Below are 25,341 nucleotides of genomic sequence, written 5' to 3'. Positions count from 1 at the left end.
GAGTACCTCCACTCATGACACCCCCTGCCCAAGGCCTCAAACTTCCACCATGTCCATGCCCAGACTCCTCGGACGGTCGGTCATCGCAGCCGCCCTCGTCGCGACCACCATGACCGCGTGCGGCACCCAGCAGGGCGGTCGGTCGCAGTCGGCCAGTGCCCCGGCCTCGTACCCTCCCCGGCCGAAGTGCGCGCAGCCTGCAGAGAAGCTCGAGGATCCACCGACCGCGCTGCCGTCCTCGCCCCGCCCGAGCGGGGACGGCGAACGTTCGGGAGAGGGTTCGGGAGAGAACGCGGACCGCCCTCCCCACTACGCCGAGAATCACGCCTACCGCATGCAAGGGTCCCTGTCCGAAGCCAAGCGCGCCCAAGGAGAGGCCTCGGCCGTGCTCATCCGGAGGGAGCTGGAGAAGGTCCGGGAGGAGGGCGGTTCCGGCGCGTACGGCGTCTTCGCCGAACAGCGGATCGCCGCTGCGCTGAAGCGCCTCGGCTGCGGTAAGGAGCACGGTGTCCACATCGGCAACGGGTTCTACAGCGTCCACACGGGAGTCGTGTGCGTGTCCGGGTACGTGACGAAGGACGAGTTGACCAGCGAGGTGCACGGCGCCTACGCCGAACCCCAGCCGGGAACAGGCCCCTGCGTGGAGAACCGAGGGGGCCACTGACCGCCCCTGCGTCACGCTGCAGCGGACGCCTGCGGCAGGTGTTCGGCGGCGTCCACCGGCCGCTCCCGGCCGCCGCACCCCGGTCGGGTGTGCGACGGGGGATTTCTTGCCGCTCACCCACTCTCTCGCGATTCCGTGGCGCCGCCGGTCGTACGCGGCGGGCCCTCCGTGGGCGTTAGGCGTCCCTGATGACGGGTACCCGGCCGCCCGGCAGCAGGCGTGACGTGTGGCGACCCGCTGGACCTGCGGTGAGACTGGGGCGAGCGGCGCCTGACGATGGGTGGAGCATGTTCAGCGTTGAGGAATCGATCGAGGTCGCGGTCCCGGTGAGTGCCGCGTACAACCAGTGGACGCAGTTCAAGAGCTTCCCCCGGTTCATGACCGTGGTGAAGAAGGTCGAGCAGGTCCGGCCGGCGCTCCTCTCCTGGACGCTCGCGGTCGGTCCCGTGCGCCGTGAGTTCCAGGCCGAGATCGTCGAGCAGGAACCCGACTCCCATCTGACATGGCAGAGCCTCGAACGGCACTTCGTCCACCAGGGCGAGGTACTGTTCCGGCCCACCGCGGCGGACGGCACGGCGACCGGCAGGACGGACGACACGGCGGTCGACGCGGCGGACGGCACTGCGGGCGGCGCGACGGACCGTACGACCGTCACCGTCCGGATCGAGGTCGACTCACCCGGCGCCACCGCCCTCCTCGGCGGGCTCCCCGAACTGGTCGGCCGGGTCGTCCAGCGGGAGCTGCGGCACTTCAAGGCGTACATCGAGGGGCTCGGCGCGGAGAGCGGGGCCTGGCGGGGCACCATCCGCGGCGGACGCGTACGGCCCGAGGACCCCAGGCCGCACCGGAGCCGTGTGCCCCACTGGCCCGTCGGCTGACGCCGTGAGCGACAACAGCGTGACTGAAAGGCAATGCCGATGAAGAAGGCCCCCGGCGACGAGCCGAACGACGCTCTGACCGTGACTCCGCCGAAGAAGTGGGCCGCGGGCGTCCCCGCGGTGGCGCACGCGTTGCAGTACTCCCTGGAGGAGACCTCCGTACGGCGTACCGGGGAGACCCTGCTGACCATGAACCAGGTGGGCGGCATCGACTGTCCCGGCTGCGCGTGGGCGGACCCCTCGCCCGGCGACCGGCATCGCAACGAGTACTGCGAGAACGGCGCCAAGCACATCAACGACGAGGCGACGTCACGGCGCATCGGCGCCGACTTCTTCCGCGAGCACACGGTCTCCGAGCTGGGCCGACGCTCCGACAAATGGCTGAACCAGCAGGGCCGGCTCACCGAGCCGATGGTCAAGCGGCCGGGCTCCGACGCGTACGAGCCGATCAGCTGGCACAACGCCTTCGACCTGCTGTCCTCGGAGCTGACCTCGCTGGACTCCCCCGACGAGGCGGTGTTCTACACCTCCGGCAGGGCCAGCAACGAGGCCGCGTTCGTGCTGCAGCTGTTCGCCCGGGCGCTCGGCACCAACAACCTGCCCGACTGCAGCAACATGTGCCACGAGTCCAGCGGCTTCGCGCTGCACGAGACGCTGGGTACGGGCAAGGGGACGGTCAGCCTCGACGACCTGCACCACGCCGACCTGATCTTCGTGGTGGGACAGAATCCCGGGACCAACCATCCGCGCCAGCTGTCCGCGCTGGAAGAGGCGAAGCGCAACGGCGCCCGCATCATCGCGGTGAACCCCCTGCCGGAAGCAGGGCTGTTGAGGTTCAAGAACCCGCAGAAGCCCAGCGGGGTGATCGGCAAGGGCACCCAGATCGCCGACCGGTTCCTGCACATCCGCAACGGTGGTGACCTGGCCCTGTTCCAGGGGATCAACCGGTTGCTGCTGGAGGCCGAGGACGCCCGGCTGGGCGAGGTCGTCGCCCGCGACTTCATCGAGAGCGACACCAAGGGCTTCGACGAGTTCGCCGAGCACGCCCGCACCATCGAGTGGAACGACATCCTCGCCGCGACGGGTCTGGCCCGCGAGGAGATCGAGCACGTCCGGGACGAGGTACTGGGCAGCCGCCGCGTCATCGTCTGCTGGGCGATGGGCATCACCCAGCACAAGCACGCCGTTCCCACCATCCGGGAGATCGTGAATTTCCTGCTGCTGCGCGGGAACGTCGGCAGGGCCGGCACCGGCGCCTGTCCGGTGCGCGGCCACAGCAACGTGCAGGGCGACCGCACGATGGGCATCTGGGAGCAGATGCCGGACGATTTCCTCGACTCGCTCCAGGAGGAGTTCGGCTTCGACCCGCCGCGCGCCCACGGGCTGGATTCCGTGAACACGATCCGGGCGATGCGCGAAGGCCGTATCAAGTTCTTCCTCGCCCTGGCCGGCAACTTCGTCCGGGCCGCTCCGGACAGCGAGGTCACCGAAGAGGCCATGCGCACCTGCCGTCTGACGGCCCACATCTCCACCAAGCTCAACCGGTCCCACACCGTGTGCGGCGAGACGGCGCTCATCCTGCCGACCCTCGGCCGCACGGAAGTGGACATCCAGGCCGACGGCGAGCAGTTCGTCACCGTCGAGAACTCGATGAGCGAGGTGCACACCACGCAGGGGCGGCTGCAGCCGGCCTCGCCCCTGCTGCTCAGCGAGATCTCCATTCTGTGCCGGCTCGCCCGCCGCACCCTCGACGGCCGGGCCGCCGACATCCCGTGGGAGCAGTTCGAGGCCGACTACGGCGCGATCCGCGACCACGTCTCGCGGATCGTCCCGGGACTGCACGACTTCAACCGGCGCGTGACACGTCCGGGCGGTATCCAACTGCCCAACGCGGTCAACGAGGGCGTCTACCACAACGACGTCGGCAAGGCGCTGTTCACCGCCAACGACTTCGCGATGCTCCAGGCCCCCGAGGGGCACCTGCTGCTGCAGACCCTGCGCTCCCACGACCAGTGGAACACCGTCCCGTACACGTCCAACGACCGCTACCGGGGCATCCACGGAAGCCGTCGGGTGGTGCTCGTCAACCCGGACGACGTGGCCGCACTGGGCCTCACCGCGGGACAGCACGTCGACCTGGTCAGTGTGTGGGGCGACGACCCCGATCGGCGCGCCGAGGACTTCCGCGTGGTCCCCTACCCCACCACCCGGGGCTGCGCCGCCGCCTACTACCCCGAGACCAACGTCCTGGTGCCGCTGGACAGCGTGGCCGACAAGAGCAACCAGCCGACGTCGAAGGCGATCGTGGTCCGCCTGGAGCCTGTCGCGTCGCCGGTGACCGTGTCGACGGGGTGAATCCCGACCATCGGCCGGTGGACGTCAGGCACCGGGTGGTGAACGTCAGGTACCGGCCGGTGGACGTCAGGAACCGGGCACGGAGATGACGACCATCCGGTTCACGGTGCCGTCCTCGCCGACCACATCGCGTACGTGCCGGAAGCCCAGGCGGCGGCACAGGGCGAGGCTCGCCGTGTTCCCGGCGCCCACCATGCCGTAGGCCTCCGTCAGCCCGAGGTTGTCGGAGGCATGCCGCAGCAGACCGTGCACGGCTTCGGTGCCGATGCCCTGCCCCCAGTGGTCGGGGGCGAGGGCGACGATGAGTTCATGACCGTCGACGTTGCCGGTCTTCTTCACCTCCGCGTGGCCGATGTACGTCCCCTGCCGCCACACTCCCCACACGTCGAACCGCCGCGTGGGGTAGACGTCGGTGAGGATGGTACGGAACGCCGTACGCAGGTCGGCCTCGGGGACCATGTCCTGGCCCATCCAGTGGCACACCTCCTCGTTGCGCAGCAGGGCGACGAAGTGGGTCTCGTCCTCGGGGCGGTAGGGCGTGAACTCCAGTCGTTCGGTCTTCAGGACGGGTGTCATCGGTGGGCTCCTGGGGTGAGGGCGGAGGGACGGGGACGGGACAGGGCTCTCCGTCCCCGTCTTTCCGCGCCACGGACGGGTCAGGCCTCCGTGTTCTCCATCCGCTCACGCAGGCTGCGCGGACGCATGTCGGTCCACACCTCGTCGACGTACGCGGAGCACTCCTCCTCGGTGCCCTCCTTGCCGACGGGCTGCCAGCCCGCGGGCACCTCGATGTCGACCGGCCACAGAGAGTACTGCTCCTCGTCGTTGCGCAGCACCTGGTAGCGGGTGTTCTCGTCCATGTCGTTCTCTCCTGTCGTGGGTGGTGCCAGTGTCGGGTCGTCGGGGCGTCGGGTTGTCGGGGCGTCGGGGGTGCGTGGGGTCAGAGGCTTTCCCTGGCATGCCGGGCGATGTGGCTCAGTGCCTCGGCGAAGTCCTCGGCGACGCGGCGCACGGTCGCCGGGTCGTACGTCCCGGAGTGGTGGTGCCAGGTGAACGCGAAGCGGCCGTCCCGCACGGCGCCGACCACCTCCAGCGGATGCGATCCGCCGTCCCGGGGATCGTGGTCCTGGCCGAAGGAGCCGTGCTCGGTCCGTACGAGGCCGCCGTCCGGCGCTGCCGGGCGGGCGTCCCACTGGCCGAGGTAGTTGAAGACCACCTGCCCGTGTGCGGCGGCGCCGAGCCGTTCGCGTACCTCGGGCGGCCCGAAGGTGCGCAGGGCGCCGAAGCCCAGCCCGTTGCCGGGTACGGAACGCAGTTGGCGGCGTACCGACTTCACCAGGGAACGCCAGTTCCGGTCGGGCCCGGGGCGGTCCGGTTCGGAGACCTGGAGGACGACCGGGTGGATGGTGGTGAACCAGCCGACCGTGCGGGAGAGATCCACGTCGTCGAGCAGGTCCTCGCGGCCGTGCCCTTCGAGATCCAGGCGGACGCGTTCGCCTCCCGTCCAGCGGGCCAGCGCGAGGGCCAGCGCGGCCAGCAGGACGTCGTTGACGCGGGTGCGGTAGGCGGCCGGTGCGGCGCGCAGCAGTGACTCCGTGTCCTCCTCCCCCAGTTCGACGGTGAACGGGCCTGCCTCCTGGGCGGCCGGGGCGGGCGCGGCGGCGGCCGGGAGCTGTCCGGCGGTCACGGCGTCCTCCCAGTAGGCCAGTTCGTGGTCCAGGCCGCCGTCGGCGACGTGCCCGGCGAGTCGGTGGGCCCAGTCGCGGAACGAGGTGGTGCGCTCCCCCAGCCGGACGGGCTCACCGCGTACTGCCTGCCGGTAGGCGGCTTCCAGGTCGTCGGCGAGGATGCGCCAGGACACGGCGTCCACGACGAGGTGATGGGCGACCAGGAGGAGGAAGGCCGTCCCTGCTCCTTGGCCCGCCTGATTCGCTTGGCCAGCTTGGTGCGCCGAGGTGTCGTCCGCGGTCCTGTCCGCGTCTGCGCCGGTGAAGCCGGCGAACAGGGCCGCCCGCAGCAGCGGGCCCCGGCTCAGGTCGAAGCCGGTGTGCAGAGCGTCGGCGGCGTTCTGCATGGCCGCGTCCCGCTCCCCCGCCGGCAGGCCCGACAGGTCGTACCGGACGATGAGTCCCTCGCTCAATCCCGGCGCTCCCGGCTCTCCCGGCTCTCCCGGCTCTCCCGGCGGCGGATTGAACTGGTGCCATCCGTCGGCGTCCTCGGTGAAGCGCATGCGCAGCGCGTCGTGGTGTTCCAGCAACGCGTCCAGAGCGATCTCCAGGGCGGCGGGGTCGGGCGTACCGTCCAGCTCCAGCAGCGCCGACTGGTTGAAGTGGGTGTGGTCGGCGCGCGGTGTGCTCAGGAACCACTCCTGGATCGGGGTGAGGGGCACCGCACCGGTCGCCGGGCCCTCATCGGTGTGCTGGGGAGCCGTGCCGACGACGGTGGCCAGTTCGGCGACGGTCTGGTGGGTGAACAGGTCCCGGGTGGCCAGGTGCAGGCCCTCGCGCCGTAGCCGGGAGACCACCTGCATGCTCAGGATCGAGTCACCGCCGAGGACGAAGAAGTTGTCGTCCACGCCGATGTCCGCCACGCCGAGGACGTCGGTCCAGACGTGCGCGATACGGCGTTCGGTGTCGGTACGGGGCGCGGTGCGCGGGCCGGCCGGGGCGGCGCCGTGCGCGGGGTCGGGTGCGGGCAGGGCCCGCCGGTCCGTCTTGCCGTTGGGGGTCAGGGGCAGCCGCTCCAGGGGCACGAACACGGACGGCACCATGTGCGGGGGCAGCAGCCCGGCGAGGCCTTCGCGCAGCGCGGCGACCGGCAGACCACCACCGCCGCCATTGCCACCGCCACCGCCACCGCCACCGCCATCGCCATCGCCATCGTCGCTGCTCTCGCCCTCGGCGTCGTCAGCGGGGACGACGTACGCCACCAACCGCGCGTGGCCATCGGCCTGTCGACCGTCTGGGCCCTCCGGGCCGTCCGGGCCGTCGGAGCGGACCACGACCACCGCGTCACGCACGTACGGGCTGCGGCGCAGCGCGCTCTCCGTCTCTCCCGGCTCGATACGGAAGCCGCGCAGCTTGATCTGGTCGTCCGCGCGGCCGACGAAGCGCAGTTCGCCGTCGGCGCCCCAGCGCACCAGGTCGCCGGTGCGGTACATGCGCTCCCCCGTCGCGCCGAACGGGTCGGCGACGAACCGCCGGGCGGTCAGGCCCGGCCGGTGGAGGTATCCGCGGGCCAAGCCAGGCCCCGCCACGTACAGTTCCCCGGTCACGCAGGGCGGGACGGGCCGCAGGGCGGCGTCGAGGACGTACACGCGGGTGGCGCCGGCCGGGCGGCCGATCGGCGGGGCCCCCGCGCCGCCCGCCGGGCTCAGCGGGCCGGTCCAGGTGGCGACGACGGTGGCCTCGGTGGGTCCGTAGGAGTTGATCATCCGGCGGCCGGGCGACCACCGCTCCACCAGGTCCGCGGGGCAGGCCTCGGCGCCGACGATCAGGGTGCGCAGGTGCGGCAGGTGCCCGGCGGTCTCGGGTGCCACGGTGGCCAGCGCGGCCGGCGGGATGAGGGTGTGGCTGATACGGCGCTCCGCGAGCACCTGGGCCAGCCGCTCGCCGATCAGCGGCCCTTCCTCCCCCGTGACGAGGGTGGCGCCGCTGAGCAGAGAGACGCACAGTTCGAGGACGGAGGCGTCGAAACTGGGTGAGGCGAACTGCAGGACCCGGTCGCCGGGCCCCGCCGCGTACCGCTCGGCGGCGGCCTCGGCGAAGCCCGCCAGGCCCCGGTGCGTCACCGTGACGCCCTTCGGGGTCCCGGTGGACCCGGAGGTGTAGATGACGTACGCCGGATGGTCAGGGGTGAGAGCGGTGACGCGGACCGCGTCGACGGGCGCGGTGTCCAGGCCGCCCGCCCCCCATGCCTCCGCTGTTTCCGAGATCTCCGCTATCTCGGCCGGATCGTCGAGGACCACCCGGGCGCCCGCGTCGCGGACCATGAACTCCCGCCGCTGCTCTGGGTAGTTCGGGTCGACGGGCAGGAAGGCGGCGCCCGCCTTGGCGACCGCGAGCTGCGCCACCACCGTCTCCGCGGTGCGGGGCAGGGCGAGGGCCACGACGTCCTCGGGGCCGACCCCGCGGGCGATCAGCCGGTGGGCGAGCCGGTCGGCGGCGCGGTCGAGTTGGGCGTACGACAGCTGCCGTCCGGTGTCCTCCAGCGCCACGGCGTCGGGGGTGGCGGCCACCTGCCGCCCGAACAGCTCCGGCAGCGTCGCCGCCGGTACCGGCCGGGCCGTACCGCGCCCCTGTTCCAGCAGGGCCTTCAGTTCCTCTTCGGAGGCGAGGGGCAGTGCGCCGAGAGCGCGGTGCGGGTCGTCCGCCACGGCGGTCAGCAGCGTGGCCAGCTGGTCGGCGAGGTGCTCGGCCGTGGCCGCGTCGAACAGGTCGGTGTTGTAGGTGAGCAGGCCGTCCAGCCCGCCGGAGTCCGCCTCGGCGAACTCCAGGGTGAGATCGAACGCGGCGTGCTGGAGTTCCGTCTCGACGGCGGACACCTCCAGGTCCGGTACGTCCAGGCCGGCGGCCGGGGTGTTCTGCAGGACGACCATCACCTGGAACAGCGGGGTACGGCTGGTGTCGCGTACCGGACGCACCTCGTCCACCACCTGCTCGAACGGCACCTCCTGGTGGGCGAAGGCGTCCAGCACGGTCCGCCGGACGTCGTCCAGGAACTCGGCGAAGGGACGCTCGGCGTCGACCCGCGAGCGGAGCACCAGGGTGTTGACGAAGAAGCCGATCAGGTGCTGGATCTCTGCCTGGTCCCGGCCCGAGGTGACCGTGCCGACGGTGACGTCCTGGCTGCCGCACAGCCGGGCCAGGAAGGTCTGGGCGGCGGCGACCAGCGTGGTGAACAGGGTCACTCCCCGGTCCCTGCCCACCTGTCCCAGCCGGCGTGCGACGCCGGGTGGCAGGGACAGCCCGGCGGTCGCACCGGACCGGGTGCGGAGGGGCGGGCGGGGCCGGTCGGTGGGCAGGTCCAGCGGCTCGATGTCCGCCAACTGCTCCTTCCAGTAGTCCAGTTGCTGCTCGTGTCCGCTGGTCGTGCGCTGCCAGTGGGCGTAGTCGGCGTACTGCACCGGCAGGGGTGGCAAAGGCTCGGTGGCCGCGTCCAGTTCGGCCCGGTACAGGTGGGCGAGGTCGCCGGTGAGGACGGCGGTCGACCAGCCGTCGGTGACGATGTGGTGCAGCGTGAGCGTCAGTACGTGCTCGTCGTCGGCCAGCCGGATCAGGCCGGTCCGCAGCAGGGGGCCCTCGCGCAGGTCGAAGGGCAGGGCGCGGTCGGCCGCGAGCCGCTTCTCCAGCCGGGCCGTCCGCTCGCCCTCCGGCAGCTCGGACAGGTCGTGGAGCGGCAGCGGTACTTCCTGCGGCGGCTGCACGATCTGTACGCCCCTGCCGTCCACCGTGTCGAAGGTGGTCCGCAGCGACTCGTGCCGTGTCACCAGCTTCCGCAGGGCCGTCGCGAGGGCCGGGATGTCGAGCCGGCCGCGCAGACGCAGCGCCAGGGCGGTGACGTACTCGGTGCCGCCGGGTGCGAACTCCTCCAGGAACCAGAGGCGTTGCTGCGCGTACGACATCGGTGCCGTCGTGTCCCGGGCCACCGGCGCGATGACGGGACCCTTTTCGTCCGCGGTCCGGTCCCCGGTGAGCAGTTCGGCGAGCGCGGCGGGCGTGGGGTGGGTGAACACGACCCGCGGCGACAGCGTGGTGCCGAACTCCTCGGCCAGGCGGGCGGCCAGGCGGATGCTGAGGATGGAGTCGCCGCCCAGCGCGAAGAAATCGTCCTCCACGCCCGGCGGTTGTCCGCCCAGCACATCGGCGAAGACGTCGGCGGTACGGCGTTCGGCCTCCGTGCGCGGTGCGGTCCGCGTGCCCTGTCCCGGACCGGTGTCTCCTTCCGGAGCCGGGAGCGCGGCGTGGTCCACCTTCCCGTTGCCGCTCAGCGGAAGGGCCGTCAGCGGGACGAATGCGGCGGGCACCAGGTAGTCGGGGAGCGTGCGGCGGGCGTACGCGCGCAGCTCGTCCGGGTCGTCCCCTGCCGGGCCGACGACGTAGGCGACCAGACGGCGGGCGCCGGGGCGGTCCTCGCGGGCCACCACCGCCACGTCCACGACGCCGGGATGGGGCGCCAGCGCGGCGGCCACCTCGCCGGGTTCCACCCGGAAGCCGCGGATCTTGACCTGGTCGTCGGCGCGGCCCAGGAACTCGACCGTGCCGTCCGGGCGGCGCCGGGCCAGGTCGCCGGTGCGGTACATCCGGGCGCCGGGCGGTCCCAGGGGGTCGGCGAGGAAGCGGCGTGCGCTCTCGCCCGGGCGGCCCAGGTAGCCGCGTGCGACGCCCTCGCCGGCGATGTACAGCTCGCCCGCGCAGCCCGGTGGTACGGGGCGCATCCGGGCGTCCAGGACGTGGACCCGTTTGTCGTCGAGCGGCCGGCCGACGGGGACGGTGTCGGGGACGGTCTCCGCGTCGGCGAGGGCGTGGGAGGTGGCGAAGGTGGTGGTCTCGGTCGGCCCGTAGCCGTCCACCACGGTCAGACCGGGGCAGGCGGCCAGTACGCGGCGTACGGCCGCCGCGGGGACCACGTCGCCGCCGGTCCACACCTGGCGCAGCCCCGCGAAGGAGTCGGGCGAGTCCTGCGCCAGTAACCGGAAGAGTCCGGCGGTCAGCCATATGGAGGTCAGACCGGGGTCACTGGAACGCCCGGCGGTCTCCGTGCGCCCGCCGTCACCGACGGGTCCGACCGGTTCGTCGGCCGCGGCGCGCGCGCCCGCACCGATCAGCCGCCGCAGCAGCGCCGCGTCGACCGTCTCCCCGGGGGCCACGACGACGCAGCCGCCGGTCAGCAGGGGTGCCCACACCTCGAAGGTGGCGGCGTCGAACGCGACCGGAGAGTGCAGCAGCACGCGGGCGCACACGCCGTCGGTGAAACGGCTGTCCGTGGCCAGCGACGCCACGTCCCGGTGGCGTACCGCCACGGCCTTGGGCAGGCCGGTGGATCCGGAGGTGAACATGACATAGGCCAGCCGGTCGGGATCCGCGGGCACCCCGGCGGGGTCCGTCAGGGGTGCCTTGCGGGCCTCGGCGACGTCCTCGGTGGTGAGCCGGGCCCCGACGTTCGCCTGCGCGAGCATGGTCCGGCGCCGCTCCTCGGGGGCGCGGCCGTCGACCGGCACGTAGGCGCCACCCGCCTTGAGGACCGCGAGCTGGGCGACGACGAGTTCGGTGCAGCGGTCCATGAGCAGGGCGACCCCGGCCTCGGGCGCGAGGCCGTCGGCGAGCAGCCGGGAGGCCAACCGGTCGGACCAGTCGGCGAGTTCGCGGTAGGTCAGCCGCCGGTCGCCGTCGTCCAGGGCGAGCGCGTCCGGCGTACGGCGGGCCTGTTCGGCGAACAGGTCCACCGGGCTGCGCGGCTCCACCGTGCGGGCGGTGGTGTTCCACTCCTCCAGCAGGCGCCGGTCCGCGGCGGTGAGCGGGTCGAGTGCGCCGACCCCGCCGTCGATGTCGTCGATGCCGTCGGCGAACCGGGTGAGCAGGGTGGCCAGGCGAGCCGTCGCCCGCTCCACCGTCACGCGGTCGAAGAAGGCGGGGTCGTAGGCCAGGTCGAAGCCGAGCCGGTCGCTCAGATGGGCGCGCAGACACAGCGGGAAGGTCGTCGCGTCGTCGGCGCGTACCTCGGCCACACCCACACCCGTCCGGGCGGCGGCCGACTCGTCGACCGGATAGTTCTCGAACACGACCATGCTGTCGAACAGGGCCTGTCCGGTAGGGACTTCGGTCAGTGTCTGGATACGGGCGAGGGAGAGGAAGTCGAAGCGCCGGTCCTCGCTCTGCGCCTCCTGAAGGCCTCGCAGCCAGGACAGGACACCGTCGCCCCGGACCCGTACCCGGGTGGGCACGGTGTTGATGAACATGCCGATCATCGTGTCGACGCCGGGCAGTTCGGCGGGCCGGCCGGAGACGGTCGTACCGAACACGACGTCGTCGCGCCCGCTGTAGCGGGCCAGCAGCAGCGCCCAGGCGGCCTGCACCACGGTGTTGACGGTCAGCCCGGCGCGGGCCGCCGTGTCCCGCAGCCGCCGCGACACGTCCCCGTCCAGCTCGTGGTGGACGGACTGGGCCGAACGCGCCCGGTGCGCCTCGGCGGGGGTGCGGTCGTACGGCAGCGGGGTGCGCTCGGTAACTCCGGTGAGGGTGTCGGCCCAGTGGCGTTCGGCCGCCTCCTCGTCCTGTTCCCGCAGCCAGCGCACGAAATCCGCGAACGGCCGCCGTACGGGCGGTGCGCTGTCCCGGCCGCCGGTGAGCGCGGCGTACCGCTCGCACACCTCGGTGAGCAGCTGCCCGGTGCTCCAGCCGTCGAGGATGAGGTGGTGGGAGGACCACAGCAGCAGGACCTCGTCACCGGGCAGCGCGGCCAGGGTGATCCGGGTGAGCGGCGCGGCCGTCAGGTCCATGCCCGCCGCGCGGTCCTCGGCGAGCAGCCGCTCCGTCGCGGCGGCGCGCTCCTCACCGATCAGGGTTCGCCAGTCCAGGTGGGTGACGGGCAGGTCCACGCGGTGGTGGACGACCTGGACGGGGTGCGGCAGGCCCTGCCAGTGGACGTCGGTGCGCAGGACGGGGGTGCGGTCGACTACCTGCTGCCAGGCCGCCGCGAACGCCCTCGGGTCACCGACTCCCGTCAGCCGTACGGCCGTTCGGTCGAAGTAGGCCCCGGCGGTGTCGACCAGTCCGTGGAAGAGCATGCCGGACTGCAGGGGTGTCAGCGGCAGGACGTCGGCGACGTGCCGTCCGTCACCGACCAGCCGGTCGAGCTGCTGCTGGGAGAGCGCGGCGAGGGGGAAGTCGGAGGGGGTACGGCCGCCCGCGTCCGGCTCCGCGCAGTGGGCCACGATGTCGCGGAGCGCCACGCACATCTGCTCGGCAAGGTGCCGCACGGTGGACTCGTCGTAGACGGCCGCCGGGTAGGTCCAGCCCAGTTCGAGCCGCCCGTCCTGGACCACGCCTGTGATGTCCAGCAGGTAGGGGCGGGGGTCGTCCGGGTCGGTGTCGCGGCCGGCCGGCGGGAGCGCCGCCGGCCGGTACAGACCGTCCTCGGTGCCGCTGCCCGCGTCCCAGCGCCCGTGGTAGTTGAAGCCGACCCGCGGATGGGGGGCGTCGGCGAGCGGGCTGTCCGGCAGGAGGTGGCGCAGGGCGCCGTGGCTGAGACCGTGCAGCGGCACCGCGCGCAGTTGCTCCTTGACCGAGCGCAGGGTGGCGCGCCAGTCGGCGTCGGGCGCGACGGTCAGGGCGAGGGGGAACTCGGCGGTGAACCAGCCGACGGTCCGGGACAGGTCCACGTCGTCGAACAGGTCCTCCCGGCCGTGCCCCTCCACCCCGACGAGGACCGTGTCACGGCCGCACCAGCGGGCCAGCGTGCGGCCGAGCGCGCTGAGCAGCACGTCGTTGACCTGGGTCCGGTAGATCTCGGGGACCCGGCGCAGCAGCGCCTCGGTCTCCTCCGCCGGGAGCGCCACGGTGACGGTGGCGGCGGTGCCGTGGGTGGTGGGACCCTGCCGTCCGGCGGGCAGGTCGGCAGGGGCGGCGGCGGTACGGGTCCAGTGCGGCAGGTCGGCGTCCAGGGCCCCGGATCGCGTGTACTCCTCCAGTCGCTGCGCCCAGCGGCCGTACGAGGTGCCTGCTGGAGCAGGTTCGACGGGATGCCCGGACTCGGTGGCGCGGTGAGCGGCCTCCAGGTCGCCCAGCAGGATGCGCCAGGAGACGCCGTCGACGGCCAAGTGGTGCACGGTGAGCAGCAGTTGGGCGGAACGTTCCGGGCCCCGGTCGAAAAGCAGGGCGCGTACGACCCGGCCCTCGGTGGGATCGAGTGCCCGCTGTGCGGCGTCGGCCGCGCGCTGTACCTGTGCCTCCAGTTCCGGGGCGTCCAGGTGGGACGTGTCGTAGCGCGTGAACACGGCGTGCGGTGCTTGTGGCAGCACCTGCTGGCACCAGCCGTCCTCGGTGTGCCGGAAGCGGGTCCGCAGGGCGGGATGACGGCTCACGAGGGCGTCGACCGCCTGTTCCAGGGCCGACAGGTCGGTGCCGACGGCCAGTTCCAGACGCTGGGTCATGGTGAACCGCAGCGTGTCACCAGGCCGCCGGTGGTCGAGGTACCAGCGCTGGATCGGCGTCAGCGGGGCCTCGGCGGGCACGCTGTCGTCCGTACCGGACGTCGGCCGGGGCTCCGACTCGGCCACCCGCAGGGCGAGTTCGGCGACGGTCTGGTGGCGGAAGACGTCCTTGGTGGTCAGGGCGAGGCCCGTACGGCGGGCGCGGGAGACGATCTGGATGCTGAGGATGGAGTCGCCGCCGAGCGCGAAGAAGTTGTCCCGCGCGCCGACCCGGTCCACGCCGAGCACCTCGGCCCAGATGGCGGCCAGCCGTTCCTCGGCGCCCGGGCGGGGTGCCACGTACGGTGTGCCGCTGTCGGGCTGGACCGGCGGTGCGGGCAGCGCGCGGCGGTCGGTCTTGCCGCCGCTCGTACGCGGTATGCGGGTCAGCGCCACGAACGCGGTGGGCACCATGTGGTCCGGCAGGGTCCGCCGCAGCCGCACCCGCAGCGCGTCGGCGGAGGGGGCGTTCTCCCCGGTGGGCACGACGTACGCCACGAGCATGGTGCGCCCCGCGTGCTCGCGGGCGGTCACGGCGGCATCGGTGACGTCCGGCAGCGCGAGCAGCGCGGCCTCGACCTCGCCGGGCTCGATACGGAACCCGCGGATCTTGACCTGCTCGTCGACCCGCCCCAGGAACTCCAGCGCCCCTGACGCGGTCCACCGGGCCCGGTCGCCGGTGCGGTACATCCGCTCCCCCGGCGCCGGGACCGTACCGGATGCCCCGGCCGGACCGGACGCCACGAAGCGATCGGGCGCTCCGAACCGACCGCACCCCGCGAACGGATCGGCGAGGAAGCGGGCGGCGGTGAGACCCGGCCGGTTCAGATAGCCGCGCGCGACCTGCGCCCCGGCGAGATACAGCTCGCCCGGTACGCCGGGCGGCACCGGGCGCAGGGTTCGGTCGAGGACGTAGGCGCGCAGGTTGCGGCCCGGCCGGCCGATGACGGGACGTTCGCGGTGGTCGGCGCAGCGGCCGTAGACGGCGTCGACGGTCGTCTCCGTGGGGCCGTACATGTTGTACGCGGTGACGCCGAAGTCGTCCTGGGCGGCGCACAGTTCGGCCCAGGTGTCGGAGCCGACCGCCTCGCCGCCCACCAGCAGCAGCCGCGGGTGGTGGCGGCCGGGAGCGAGGAGACCGGCGGCGGTGAGTTCACGGAGGAAGGACGGGGTGACGTTCACCAGGTCGAGTTCCCGCTGATCGACCTGGGCGCAGAACTCCTCCGGGTCCAGGCGTACGTCCTCGTCGACGAGGTGCACCTCCTGGCCGAGGGCGAGCAGCAGTGGTCCCTCCCAGGAGGTGTCGAAGGAGAAGGAGGCGCTGAGCGCGGCCTTGAGCCGTCGTCCGTCGGCGGTGTGAGGGGCGACGAGTCCTTCCCGGTGGTCGTGGCAGAGGTTGACCAGGTGACGGTGTTCCACCGTGACGCCCTTGGGGCGGCCGGTGGAGCCCGAGGTGTAGACGATGTAGGCGGCGTTGTCCGGGTGCAGCGGAGTGAGCCGGTCGGCGTCGGTGGGGTCGTGGGCGGGCAGTTCGTCCCAGGGCGTCCCGCGCAGGGTGTCGGACGTCAGGACCGTGTGCGGCGCGGCGTCCTCGACGAGGAAGGCGACGCGTTCCTCGGGCAGGTCCGGGTCGAGGCAGAGCAGGGTGCCGCCCGCCTTGAGTACGGCGAACACGGCCACCAGCAGCTCCGAGGTGCGCGGCAGCCGCACGGCGACCACACGCTCCGGGCCGACACCCAGCGCGATCAGGTGATGGGCCAGCCGGTTGGCCCGCTCGTTCAGGGCCGCGAAGGTGAGCGTGCCGTCCCGGGCCACCAGGGCGGTGGCGTACGGGGTACGGGCCGTCTGCGCCTCGAACAGCGCGGGGAAGTCACCGTCCGGCATGGGCAGTTGGCCGCCCTGCCACTCGTCGAGGATCTGCCGCTGTTCGGCGGCCGTCAGCAGGGGCAGCGCGCGGGCGTCCCGGTGCGGTTCTTCCACCGCCGCTTCCAGCAGCAACCGCAGCCGTGTGGCGAGTCGTTCGGCGGTGGCGGCGTCGAACAGGCCGGTGTCGTACTCCAGATAGCCGGTCACGCCACCGTCACTCGTGTCGTTCTCGACGAAGTCGAAGGCGAGGTCGTAGGCGGCGTACCGGATCGGGGGAGTGAGCGGTTCGACGTCCAGGTCCGGCAGGTCGAGGTTCTCGGCGCCCAGGTTGTGCAGCGCCACCATCACCTGGAACAGCGGGGTGCGGCTGGTGTCGCGCTCGGGCTGGAGGGCGTCCACCAGTGTCTCGAACGGCACGTCCTGGTGGGCGAACGCGTCCAGGACGTTGGTGCGCACCCGTTCCAGCAGCGCACGGAACGACAGTCCGGGCTCCACCCGGTTGCGGAGCACGAGGGTGTTGACGAACATGCCGACCACGTCGTGGAGTTCCGGCCTTTCGCGGCCCGCCGTGACCGTGCCGACGGTGATGTCCTCCTGGTCGGCCCAGCGCGAGAGCAGGACCGTGCAGGCCGTCAGCAGTGTCATGTAGAGGGTGGCGTCGGCGTCGCGGCCCGTCTCCCGCAGCCGCTCGGTGAGCGCGGCGGGGAGGGTGAAGGTCACCAGGGCGCCGTCCCGGTTGCGTACAGCGGGACGCGGCCGGTCGGTGGGCGGTTCCAGCGGGGTGATTCCGTCCAACGTGTCTCGCCAGTAGGCGAGTTGTCCGTCGACCTCGTCGGTGCGGGCGCGTTGCCAGGCCGCGAAGTCCGCGTACCGCACGGGCAGGTGGGGCAGCCGGGGTGCGCGGCTCTCGTGGGCGGCCGTGTACAGCTCGCCCAGGTCCCGGCCCAGCACACCGGCCGACCAGCCGTCGGTGACGATGTGGTGGACGGCGAGGACCAGGACGTGCTCGTCCTCGGCCAGGCGCACGAGGCGGGCCCGCAGAAGAGGTCCGGCGCCCAGGTCGAAGGGGACGGACGCCTCGCTCTCGATGAGGGCGTCCAGGCGGTCACGGTCGCCGGCCAGGTCGTCCAGCGGCAGATCCACCGGGTACGGCTGGTGGACGATCTGCCGGGCGTGGCCGTCCGGCCGGTCGTGGTCCGGACCGTCCTGTCCGGCTTCGGCGAACGTGGTGCGCAACGCCTCGTGCCGGGCGACCAGCCCGTCGAGGGCGGCCCGCAGGGCGTCGGCGTCGAGCGGGCCGCGCAGGCGCAGTACGGACAGGGTCGTGTACTCGGTGCTGCCCGGCTCGAACCGGTCGAGGAACCACAGCCGCTGCTGCGCGTACGACAGCGGCACCGGGGTGTCCAGGGCCACGGCCGGGATGACGTCGGCCGGTGCGGTGCCATGCTGCGCCGGGTCGCCGAGTTCGGCGGCCAGGGCGGACAGTGTCGAGTGGGTGAACAGCAGCCGGGGCGAGACCTCGGTACCGAAGGCGGCGCGCAGCCGTGAGACGACCCGGACGGCGAGGATCGAGTCGCCGCCGAGGGCGAAGAAGTCGTCGTCGGCTCCCACCTCGTCGGTGTCGAGGACGTCCGCCCAGGCGGCGGCGACCGCACGCTCGGCGGGCGTGCGCGGCGCGACGCGCTCGGTGTCCGTGGCGAAACCGTCCGGTCCGGGAGCGGGCAGCGCGCGCCGGTCGAGTTTGCCGTTGACGGTCAGCGGCAGGGCCGCCAGAGGCACGTAGGCGGCGGGCACCATGTGCGCGGGGAGCAGCCCCTCCAGGTGGGCGCGGAGTTCGGCGGCGGGCGGCGGTGCGGTGGCCGGCGACGGTTCGGTGGCGTCCGGCGTTCCGGCGCTGCCCCGGCCGACGACGTGGGCCACCAGCCGGCGCGTCCCCGAGCCGTCCTCGTACACGCCCACCGCGGCCGCGCCGACGCCCGCGTGGGCGTGCAGGGCGGCCTCGATCTCGCCGGGTTCGATGCGGTAGCCGCGGATCTTCACCTGCTGGTCGGCGCGGCCCAGGTACTCCAGCGTGCCGTCGGCCCGTCGGCGGGCCCGGTCTCCGGTGCGGTACATCCGCCGCCCCGGTACCGCGATCGGGTCGGACGCCGTGAACGGGTCGGCGAGGAAGCGGGTGGCGGTCAGCCCCGGCCTTCTCAGGTAACCGCGTGCCAGGCCCTCCCCCGCCACGTACATCTCGCCCACGGCTCCGGGCGGCACGGGGGCCAGGTCGCCGTTGAGGACGTAGATCCGCAGGTCGGGTATGCCGGTGCCGATGGGGCTCGCGGTGCCCGTGCGGGCCGTGGTGCGGTCCAGTGGTTCATAGGTGACGTGCACGGTGGTCTCGGTGATGCCGTACATGTTGACCAGGCGTGGCGTGGTGTCGGGGTGGTGCGCGTACCACTCGGCGAGGCGGTCGACGTCCAGGGCCTCGCCGCCGAAGACCACGATGCGCAGGGCGAGTTGGGCACTGAGTTCGGGGTGTTCGGCGTCGGCGCGGGCCAGCGGGTAGAAGGCGGACGGGGTCTGGTTGAGGACGGTGACCTGCTCGTCGGCGAGCAGCCGCAGGAAGTCCTCCGGGGAGCGGGCGGTGTCGTCGGGGACGACGACGAGCCGGCCGCCGTGCAGCAGGGCACCCCACAGTTCCCAGACGGAGAAGTCGAAGGCGTAGGAGTGGAACAGGGTCCACACGTCCGACTCGTCGAAGCCGAACCAGTGGTGCGTGCGGTTGAACAGGCGCACGACGTTGGCGTGCGGCACGACCACGCCCTTGGGGCGGCCGGTGGAGCCGGAGGTGTAGATGGCGTAGGCGGGGCTCTCCGGCAGGGGGCGGCGGGCCGACGCGGGTCCGGTGGCGGGGCGGCGGGCGAGGTCGGCCCGTACGTCGGGGGCGTCCAGTACGAGGTGCGGGACGCCGGTGTCCCGTACGCGTCCGGCGGCCTCCGTGGCCGTCATCGGGGTGGTCGTCACGAGGGTCACCGGGGTGGCGTCGTCCAGCAGTTGGGCGACGCGTTCGGCGGGCAGTTTCGGGTCGATGGGCAGATAGGCGGCGCCCGTCTTGAGGACGGCCAGGACCGCCACGACGAGGTCGGTGGAGCGGGGCAGGGCGAGGGCCACGAACCGCTCGGGTCCGGCGCCGGCCTCGGCCAGCCGGTGGGCGAGGCGGCCGGCCGCCGCGTCGAGTGTGGCGTAGTCGAGGCGGTCGGTGCCGCAGGTGACGGCGAGGGCGTCGGGGGTGCGGGCGGCCCGGGCCTCGAACAGGTCCACCAGGGTGTCCGCCGGCCGGCCGTGCGCGGTGCCGTTGAAGTCGACCAGCATGCGCCGCCGTTCCTCGGCGGTCGTCCGGGCCAGGGCGCGCAGCGGCCGTTCGGGATGCTCGGCGAGCTCCGCGAGGAGCAGGCGGAGGCGGTCGGCGAGTGCCCGGACGGTGGCGGCGTCGAAGAGTTCGGGATCGTAGGCCAGGTCGAAGCCGAGCCGTTCACCCTGGTAGGCGCGCAGCACCAGCGGGTAGTTGGTGGCGTCCCGGGAGGCCACGTCCACCAGCCGCACTCCGGAGCCGGAGGTGCGGGCCGCGTCGAAGGGGTAGTTCTCGAAGGCGACCATGCTGTGGAAGAGGGGGGTACCGGACGGCACCTCGCTCAGGGCGGTCAGCTCGGCCAGGGAGGCGGCGGCGAACCGGCGCGACTCGGCCTGTACGTCCTGGAGTTCGCGCAGCCAGTCGGCGGCCGGGCGGTGGCCGTCGACGTGGACACGGGTGGGCACGGTGTTGATGAACATGCCCACCATCGACTCCACGCCCGGCAGTTCGTCGGGGCGGCCGGAGACGGTCGTGCCGAACACCACGTCCGGCTCGGCGCTGTGGCGGGCCAGCAGCAGCGCCCAGGCGCCCTGCACCACGGTGTTCACGGTCAGTCCGGCGTCGCGCGCGGTGCGGGCCAGCGTCGCGGACGCCGCGTCGGACAGCTCGGCGGTGTGGACGTCCGCCGACCGGCTCTCGTGCGTGCCGGTCAGGGGCCGGTCGACGGGCAGCGGCGTGGGAGAGGCGAAGCCGCCCAGCGTCTCGCGCCAGTACGCACGCGCGGCCTCGGCGTCCTGGTCGGCCAGCCAGCGCACGTAGTCGGCGAAGGACCGGCGCACGGGCGGGTTCGGCTCACCGCCGGCGGTGAGCGCCGCGTACTCCTCGCACACCTCGGTCAGTACTTGGGCCAGACTCCAGCCGTCGAGGATGAGGTGGTGGGAGGTCCACAGCAGGTGCAGCCGGGCGTCGGGCAGCCGGACCAGGGTGAGTCGCATGAGGGGCGCCGAGGCGAGGTCGATGCCGTGCGCCAGGTCGTCGGCGCGGAGCCGGTCGAGGCGGTCGGCGCGCTCCCCCGGGCCCGCGTCCCGCCAGTCGAAGTACGTGAGGGGCACCTGTACGTCCCGGTGCACGACCTGGAGGGGTACGGGCACGTCCTGCCACACGACCGAGGTCCGCAGCGCGGGTGTGCGGTCGGTGACCCGCTGCCAGGCCAGACCGAACGTCTGCGGGTCGGCCACGCCGTCGAGGAGCAGGGCGGCCTGGTCCACGTACACGTCGTCGGCGCCGCCGACCAGGCGGTGGAAGAGCATGCCTTCCTGGAGCGGGGTGAGCGGGAGCAGGTCCTCCACCGCGCGGCCGTCGCCGACGAGACGGTCCACGGCGGCTTGGTCCAGACGGGCGAGGGGGAAGTCGGAAGGGGTACGGCCGCCCGCGCCGGGCCGGGCGCAGTGCTCGGCGATCGCGGCCAGCGCCGCCACCATGCCGTTCGCCAACTCCCCTACGGTGTGTGGAGTGTGGGCCTGGTCGCTGTAGTGCCAGGTGATCTCCAGCTCGCCGTCGGTGACCGCGGCGGAGATGTCGAGCAGGTGGTCGAGGGGTTCGTCGGTGGCCATGTCCCGGCCGGGCACCTCGGCGGCCGGTACGAAGTCCGCTCCGGCGGTGGTGTCCCACTGCCCGTGGTAGTTGAAGCACACCTGGGGCAGGGGCAGTTCGCGCAGGGCACGGGCGGCCGGGTCGGGCGAACCCAGGCGTGCGAGCGCCTCGTAGCCGAGTCCGCGTCGGGGCACGGCCCGCAGGCGTTCCTTGACGGCCTTCAGGGTGCCGCCCCAGTCGGGTGCGGCGCGCGTTCCGGCCGGGGTGAGGGTGACGGGGTACTGGGAGGTGAACCAGCCCACCGTGCGGGACAGGTCCACGTCCCCCGCGATCAGCTCCTCGCGCCCGTGGCCCTCCAGGGCGACGGTCACGTGCTCGGCGCCTGTCCAGTCGGCGAGGACCCTGCTCAACGCGCCGAGCAGGACGTCGTTGACCTGCGTGCGGTAGGCGGCGGGGACCCGGCGCAGCAGGGCCTCGGTGGTGGCGCGGTCCACTCGGGTGCGGACGGTGCGTACGGTTCCGGCGAGCGGGGTCCCTTGGCGGTCGACCGGCAGCGGGGTACGGGGCCGGGCGGCCTCCGTGGTCCAGTACGGCAGGTCGCCGTCGAGGTCTCCTGCTCGCGCGAGGCCGGAGAGGTGGGCGGCCCAGTCGGTGAACGGCGTTGCCACGGGCTCCAGTTGGATCGCCGCGCCCGCTGCCGCCTGCCGGTAGGCCTGCTGGAGGTCACCGAGCAGGATGCGCCAGGACACGCTGTCCACGGCCAAGTGGTGTGCGGTGAGGAACAGTTGGGGGCGGCCACCGGGCGCTGGCAGGAGCAGGGCGGCCCGCAGCAGGGCACCGGTCGCCGGGTCGAGGGCGGCGCGGGCGGTGTGGGCGGCGGCGAGGCGGGCCTCTGATCGGTCCGCGGGGTCCGCGGTGGCGGAGAGGTCGTGACGGGTCAGCAGGCCGGTGGCCGGTCCCTCCCCGGGGTACTGCCGCCAGGTGTCGCCGGTCGCTCCGATCGTGCTGCTTTCGCCGGTCTCGCTGATGCGGGCGAAGCGGGTACGCAGCGCCGGGTGGTGGGTGGCCAGCGCTTCCACGGCGCGTTCCAGGGCGGATTCGTCGACGTCGTACGGCAGGTCGAGCAGCATCGACATGCTGAAGGGCCGCAGGTTGCTGTCCCGGTCGCCGTGTGTGGCGGCGTACCACTCCTGGACCGGGGTCAGCGGGGCGGGCCCGTCCTCGCGCCTCCGTAGGGGTGCGGGTGCCTCGGCGGTGCGGCGGGACCCGGCGGCGGCCAGGTCGGCGACGGTCTGATGGCGGAAGACGTCCCGCGAGGTCAGGTGCAGGCCGGCCGCGCGGGCGCGGGAGACGGCCTGGATGCTGAGGATGGAGTCGCCGCCGAGTTCGAAGAAGTTGTCGGTGACGCCCACGCGTGTGAGGCCCAGTACCTCCGCCCAGATGCCGGCCAGCGTCTCCTCGTCCGGGGTGCGCGGTGCGACGAACTCCCGCTCGCGCGGGGCCGTTTCGAGGTCGGGGGCGGGCAGGGAACGGCGGTCCAGCTTGCCACTGGTGGTCAGCGGCAGCGCGTCCAGCACGGTGAACGACGACGGCACCATGTGATCGGGCAGGACGCGCCCGCAGGCGGCCCTCAGGTGCGCGGCGGTGGGCGGTTCGGCGTCCGGGGCCGCTACGACGTAGGCGGCGAGCCGCAGATGGCCCTGCGTGTCGGGAAGCGCGACGACCGCGGCGCCGGTGAGGTCCGGCAGGTCGAGCAGCGCTGCCTCGATCTCGCCCGGCTCGATGCGGTGGCCGCGTACCTTCACCTGGTCGTCGGCCCGCCCGAGGTGGTCGAGACGTCCGTCGGCGGTCCAGCGGGCCAGGTCGCCCGTGCGGTACATCCGCGTCGAGGGCGGGCCGAAGGGGTCGGCGAGGAAGCGTGCGGCGGTCAGCCCCGGCCGACCCGCGTATCCGCGGGCCACCTGTTCGCCCGCCAGGTACAGCTCGCCGCCGACGCCGGGTGGCACCGGCTGGAGGCGGTCGTCGAGGACGTACGCGCGGAGGTTCGGCAGTGGCCTGCCCACCAGGGGGCGCCCTTCGCCCTCGATACGGCAGGCCAGGGCGTCGACCGTGCACTCGGTGGGCCCGTAGAAGTTGTACGCGGCCACGTCCCGGTGTCCGGCCAGCTCGCGCCACAGGGCGGGGCCGATCGGCTCGCCGCCGAGCATCAGGACGCGCGGGTGGTGGCGCGGATCGGTGAGCAGTCCGGCGGGCAGCAGTTGGCGCAGGTAGGACGGGGTGAGGTCGAGGAAGTCGACGCGGTGCTCGACGACGTACTCGACCAGCGCGGCGGCGTCGAGCCGGGTCGTCTCGTCGACCAGGTGCAGCGGGTGGCCGTCGGCCATCAGCAGCACGCCCTCCAGCGAGGTGTCGAAGGAGAACGACGCGGTCAGCGCCACCCGCAACGGCCCGCCTCCCGCATCCGCGACGAAGCCCTCGCGGTGCGCGGCCAGCAGATGCGCGAGCGACCGGTGCGTCACGGCGACCCCCTTGGGCCGCCCGGTGGAACCGGAGGTGTGGATGACGTACGCGGTGGTGTCCGGGTCGGGGGGTGCGGTGGTTCGGCTGGAGCCCGGGTCCGAGAGCACGCCGGGCTCAGCCCTCCACACCGCCCGCACCGCCGCCTCGTCCAGCACCAGCGCGGGGCGCGCGTCGTCGAGGAGGAAGCGGACCCGTTCCTCCGGCAGGGCGAGGTCCAGAGGCAGATATCCGGCGCCGGATTTCCAGACGGCGAGGATGGCCACGATCATGTCGGCGGTGCGTGGCAGTCGGAGTGCGACCAGGCGTTCGGGGCCGGCGCCCCGGGCGATGAGGTGGCGGGCGAGCAGGTCGGCGCGGGTGGTGAGCGTCGCGTAGTCGAGGCGGGCTTCCCCCGCGACCAGCGCCGTGGCGTGCGGGGTGCGCTCCGCCTGCCGGGCGAAGAGCTCCGGGCAGGTGGCGGCGGGGACGGCCGACGCGGTGCCGTTCCACTCCTCCGTGATCCGCCGGGCCTCGTCCGGACCGAGCAGGGGCAGCGACCCCAACGGCCGGTCCGGCGCGGTCGCGGCGCCCTCCAGCGTGCGTGACAGCTGGTCGGTCATCCGTTCCGCCGTGGCCGTGTCGAACAGGTCGGTGCGGTACTCCAGCAGGCCGGTCAGCCCCTCCCCGTCAGGGACGAACTCGACGCTGAGGTCGAAGGTGGCCGCCTGCCGGAGCACCTCGACCGGTGAGGCGGTCAGGGCGCGCAGGGCGGGAGCCGTGGGCGGCGCCGGGTGGAGCAGGACCATCACGTCGAACAAGGGGTTGCGGCCCGCCTCGCGGGTCACCCCCACCGCCTCCACCAGCCGCTCGAACGGGGTGTCGCCGTGCGCGAAGGCGTCGTTGACGGTGGTCGCGGCGGCCCCGAGGAGGTCGCGGAAGGAGTCGTCCGTGCGCACGGAAGTGCGCAGGACCACTGTGTTGGCGAAGAAGCCGACGGTTCGTTCCAGGTCGGTGCGCGAACGCCCCGGGGTGAGGGAGCCGACGGTGATGTCGTCCTGTCCGGACCAGCGGGCCAGCAGGGCCTGGCAGGCGGCGACCACGGAGGTGAACAGCGTGGTGTGCTGTTCGGCCGCCAACTCCCGCAGCCGCGAGGTGATCCCCGCGGGCACGGTGAAGGTGCGTACGGCCCCCGCGCCGGACTCCTCTCCGTCACGGGGGTGGTCCAGCGGCAGCCGGGGAGCGACGGCCCCCGACAATTGCTTCCCCCAGTAGCCGAGTTGGCGGTCCAGTCGAGGGCCGGAGAGCTGTTCGCGCTGCCATGCCGCGAAGTCCGGGTACTGCGTCACCACCGACGCCAACTCCGGTATCGCACCCCGGGCCAAGGCGTCGTACGCGCCGCACAGTTCCTCCAGCACGATCCCCATCGACCAGCCGTCGGTGACTATGTGATGGGCCGTCAGCAGCAGGGTGTGCGCGGTGTCCGACTCGCGCAGGAGCAGGGCCCGCAGCAGCGGGCCCGTGCCCAGGTCGAAGGGACGCTCGTACTCCGCGAGCAGCGCCGCCTCCAGCGCGTCCGACGGCGTGTCGGCCACCGGGAGCGGGACCGGGGCCGCCGGTCGTACCGACTGCGCGGGCCGTCCGTCGCTCTCCTCGAACGTGGTGCGCAGCGCCTCGTGCCGCTCGACGACCGTGTCCAGGGCACGGGAGAGGGCCGTGTGGTCCAGCGGGCCGCTCAGCCGCAGGGCGACGGCACTGTTGTAGCGGGCGTCGCCGGGGCGCAGCCGGTCCAGGAACCACAGCCGCTGCTGGGCGGAGGACAGGGGCAGCGGTTGGGTGCGGTCGGCGTGCGGGATGCCCTGGCGGGCGGTGGCGGCCCGGCCCGCGAGGCGGCGGCGCATCACCTCCTGGAGGTCCTGGGGCAGTGCCGTGCTGCGGTCTCGCTTCGAAGACGTCATGGTCT

General features: G+C 73.1%; 6 protein-coding genes. 3 read left to right on the top strand and 3 right to left on the bottom strand.

Annotated features, from left to right (window positions below):
- Nucleotides 1-49 precede the first annotated feature (49 nt).
- From ACFVH5_RS10100 to ACFVH5_RS10090, 3 genes are all read left to right on the top strand, one after another.
- Entirely contained in the window at nt 50-664 is a 615-nt protein-coding gene (locus tag ACFVH5_RS10100; RefSeq protein ID WP_385833079.1) for a hypothetical protein, read from the top strand.
- Nucleotides 665-951: 287 nt separating this feature from the next.
- Nucleotides 952-1,542 carry an SRPBCC family protein gene (locus ACFVH5_RS10095; RefSeq protein WP_385833078.1) on the top strand — a complete coding sequence of 197 codons (591 nt, stop codon included), beginning with the start codon at nt 952-954 and terminating at the stop codon, nt 1,540-1,542.
- Between the two features lie 39 nt (nt 1,543-1,581).
- Nucleotides 1,582-3,897 carry an FdhF/YdeP family oxidoreductase gene (locus ACFVH5_RS10090; RefSeq protein WP_385833077.1) on the top strand — a complete coding sequence of 772 codons (2,316 nt, stop codon included), beginning with the start codon at nt 1,582-1,584 and terminating at the stop codon, nt 3,895-3,897.
- A 66-nt stretch (nt 3,898-3,963) separates the two neighbouring features.
- Here the strand turns inward: ACFVH5_RS10090 and ACFVH5_RS10085 are convergent, their stop codons facing one another.
- The 3 genes from ACFVH5_RS10085 to ACFVH5_RS10075 form a co-directional block, all read right to left on the bottom strand.
- Nucleotides 3,964-4,473 (bottom strand): GNAT family N-acetyltransferase, encoded by a 510-nt coding sequence (locus tag ACFVH5_RS10085; RefSeq protein WP_385833076.1) that lies wholly within the window; start codon nt 4,471-4,473, stop codon nt 3,964-3,966.
- 80 nt (nt 4,474-4,553) lie between these two features.
- Nucleotides 4,554-4,757: an MbtH family protein gene (locus ACFVH5_RS10080; RefSeq protein WP_384797493.1), complete on the bottom strand. Its 204-nt coding sequence runs from the start codon at nt 4,755-4,757 to the stop codon at nt 4,554-4,556.
- 80 nt (nt 4,758-4,837) lie between these two features.
- A complete protein-coding gene (locus tag ACFVH5_RS10075; RefSeq protein WP_385833075.1) occupies nt 4,838-25,336 on the bottom strand; it encodes a non-ribosomal peptide synthase/polyketide synthase in 20,499 nt (6,832 codons plus the stop codon).
- Between the last annotated feature and the right edge of the window lie 5 nt (nt 25,337-25,341).

The organism is Streptomyces sp. NPDC127119 (genome assembly GCF_042677425.1).
Taxonomy (GTDB): domain Bacteria; phylum Actinomycetota; class Actinomycetes; order Streptomycetales; family Streptomycetaceae; genus Streptomyces.
This window is presented reverse-complemented; position numbering and strand designations above follow the sequence as displayed.